General features: G+C 68.5%; 3 protein-coding genes. 1 reads left to right on the top strand and 2 read right to left on the bottom strand.

All coding sequences use genetic code 11. The features are described 5' to 3' along the window. Together ABNT58_RS25780 and creB are read right to left on the bottom strand one after the other, a co-directional pair. Positions 1 to 805, bottom strand: an 805-nt coding sequence (locus ABNT58_RS25780) for a HAMP domain-containing protein (protein WP_348756237.1), incomplete at its 3' end; no start/stop codon positions are given. Between the two features lies 1 nt (position 806). Next, positions 807 to 1,493, bottom strand: coding sequence for a two-component system response regulator CreB (gene creB / locus ABNT58_RS25775; protein ID WP_348756236.1), 687 nt, complete (start codon positions 1,491 to 1,493; stop codon positions 807 to 809). A gap of 291 nt (positions 1,494 to 1,784) precedes the next feature. On the opposite strand from creB, the gene ABNT58_RS25770 reads away from it, so the two are divergent. Then, positions 1,785 to 2,252, top strand: a complete 468-nt coding sequence (locus ABNT58_RS25770; protein ID WP_348756235.1) for a DJ-1/PfpI family protein — start codon at positions 1,785 to 1,787, stop codon at positions 2,250 to 2,252. The last annotated feature ends 199 nt before the right edge of the window (positions 2,253 to 2,451 follow it).

The raw sequence follows: 2,451 nt of genomic DNA, 5'->3' as shown, positions 1-2,451 counted from the left end.
GCGTCAGCGTGTGCACGTAGCGCTCGACATAGGCCTTGTCTTCGAGCTTCAGGCGCATGCGTTCCACCGCCTGCGCCAGATCGCTGAACTCGGTGTTGCCCGACAGGCGCCCCATGCGCGGCAGCTCGGCACGCTCGCCCTGCGCCACGGCAAGGGCATAGCCCCGCAGCCGCGACAGTGAGCTCACGATCCACCAGGTGAACAGCAGGCCGATGGCCAGCGAAATGCCCAGCAACCCCCATGACCAGGTCAGGATGCGCTGGCGGCTGCGCTGGATGTAAGGCTCCAGCGTGGCGTTGGGCCGCGACACGGTGAGCACACCGATGATGCGGTCGCCATCGCGCACCGGCGCGGCCACGTGCATCACCGTGCTCTCGGGCTGCCCGGGGCTTTCGGCGCTGGAGCGGGCGCCGTACTGGCCACGCAAGGTCTTGTACACGTCGTTCCAGCGCGAATGGTCTTCGCCCACCGCCGCTTTGCGCGTGTCGAACACGACGATGCCGCGTGCATCGGTGATGCTGATGCGGGTGTGGATGCGGTTCTTGTGAAAGCCCCAGAGATCGGCGTCGGGCTGCAGGGTGGGCAGCGCGCGCATGGCCTGCGCAAAAGGCCCGTGGGCGATGGTGCCGGCCTTCAGGTCGGGCGCGGCCAGCTGGGCCAGGCTGTAGGCGGTGTCCACCAGGCTGTCTTCCATCGCCAGCCGGGTGCCGGGCTTGACCTCTTCCAGGAACACCCGCAGCACCACGAACAGCGCCAGGCCCAGCACCAGAAAAAAGCCCAGCAGCAGGCGTAGACCGATGCGCAACTCAGGCCCGCAGCGAGTAACCCATGTGGCGATGGGTCTGGATCAGCTCGGCACTGGCGCCGGCCTCGCGCAGCTTGGCACGCACCAGCCGGACATGGGCGTCCACCGTGCGGTCGGCGGTGTCGGGCGCGTCGTCCCACACCAGGCTCATCAGCTCGGCGCGCGAGAAGATGCGCTGCGGCCGCCGCAGCAGCGTGGCCAGCAACCGGAATTCGTAGCGCGTGAGGGCCAGCCACCGGCCGGCGCAGCGGATGCGCTGCGCGCCTTCGTCCAGCTGGAGCATCGGCGCGGCCTCAGCGTCCGCCACAGCCGGCGCGACACGCACGGCGCTGCGCCGCAGGATGGCCTTGACCCGCGCGCCCACCTCACGCGGCGAGAAGGGTTTGCTCACGTAATCGTCGGCGCCCAGCTCCAGGCCCAGGATGCGGTCGATCTCTTCGCTGCGCGCGGTCAGGAAGAGGATGGGCAGCTCGCTGGTCTTGCGGATGGCACGGCAGACGTCGAAGCCGTTGCCGTCGGGCAGGCCCACGTCCAGGATGGCCAGATCCGGTGCCTGGTGCGCAAAGGCCGCCAGCGCATCGCGCACCAGCGTCAGGTGCGCCACCTCGAAGCCTTCGCTGCGCAGGCTGTAGATCAGCGTATCGGCGATGGCTTGTTCGTCTTCCAGCAGCAGGATGCGTTGCGCCACGGATCAGGGAGCTCAGGGGGAATTGGCTGGCGATGATAGGCGGGCGATGCGGTCCACCCTCGTTGCTGCAGCGCCGCAAACTGTCGGCCGCGTCCTACAACGCCGGGCGCGGCGGCCCGACAGTCGGACCCCGGGCAGACCCTTAGGCTTGCGTGATCGCGCCGGCTGCGGCGGCGCAACAGACAGACAGGAGTACGCCCCATGAACTTCGAACCTGCCCATCTCCACCGCCATGCCGCCCGCGGCACCGCTGCCGCGCACCTGCCCGCGCCGCCGGCCTGGCGTGTGGCGATGCTGATCGACGATGGCGTGGATGCGCTGTGCGTGGCGCGCCTGATCGCCGAACTCAACCGCGCAGGCGCCCAGGTGAAGCTGGTGGCGCCGCAACTGTCCCCGGTCAGCAGCCAGCTCGGCGGCCTGCTGGCGCCCGATCACACGGTGTCGCAGGTGTCGGTCGAGGCCTTCGATGCGGTGTGCGTGCCCTCCGGCCTGTTCTGCGCTGAAACGCTGCAACTCAGCGATGACGCGCTGAAGTTCGTGCAGGATGCCTACAACGAGGGCAAGACGCTGGCAGCCACCGGCGAAGGTGTGCAGGTGCTGCGCGCGCTGGGCATGCCGGTGGACGGCGGTGATTCGATCGACGAGCCGGAGGCCGGCGTCATCGTCGGCCACGGGGAGCACTGCACGCTCTCCAACTTCGGCCGCCGGATCGCGAAGCGTCTGAGCCGGGAGCCGTACCGCACACACCGGTTGTCATAATTCACCTCAACCGGTGGGAACCGGGGCCGATATCCGTGGTGCCGATGGGGAAAACCCATTCATGGCAGCAAGATGTCGTCACCCGAGAGGCCCATGCGTACCAACCTACCGGTCACCCAGCGCGAATTCCAATTTCCCGCGGACGCCACCCTGATGTCCACCACGGACTGCAAGGGGCGCATCACCTACGCGAACGCCG

This window comes from uncultured Aquincola sp. (genome assembly GCF_964001545.1).
Classification (GTDB): domain Bacteria; phylum Pseudomonadota; class Gammaproteobacteria; order Burkholderiales; family Burkholderiaceae_C; genus Aquincola.
This window is presented reverse-complemented; position numbering and strand designations above follow the sequence as displayed.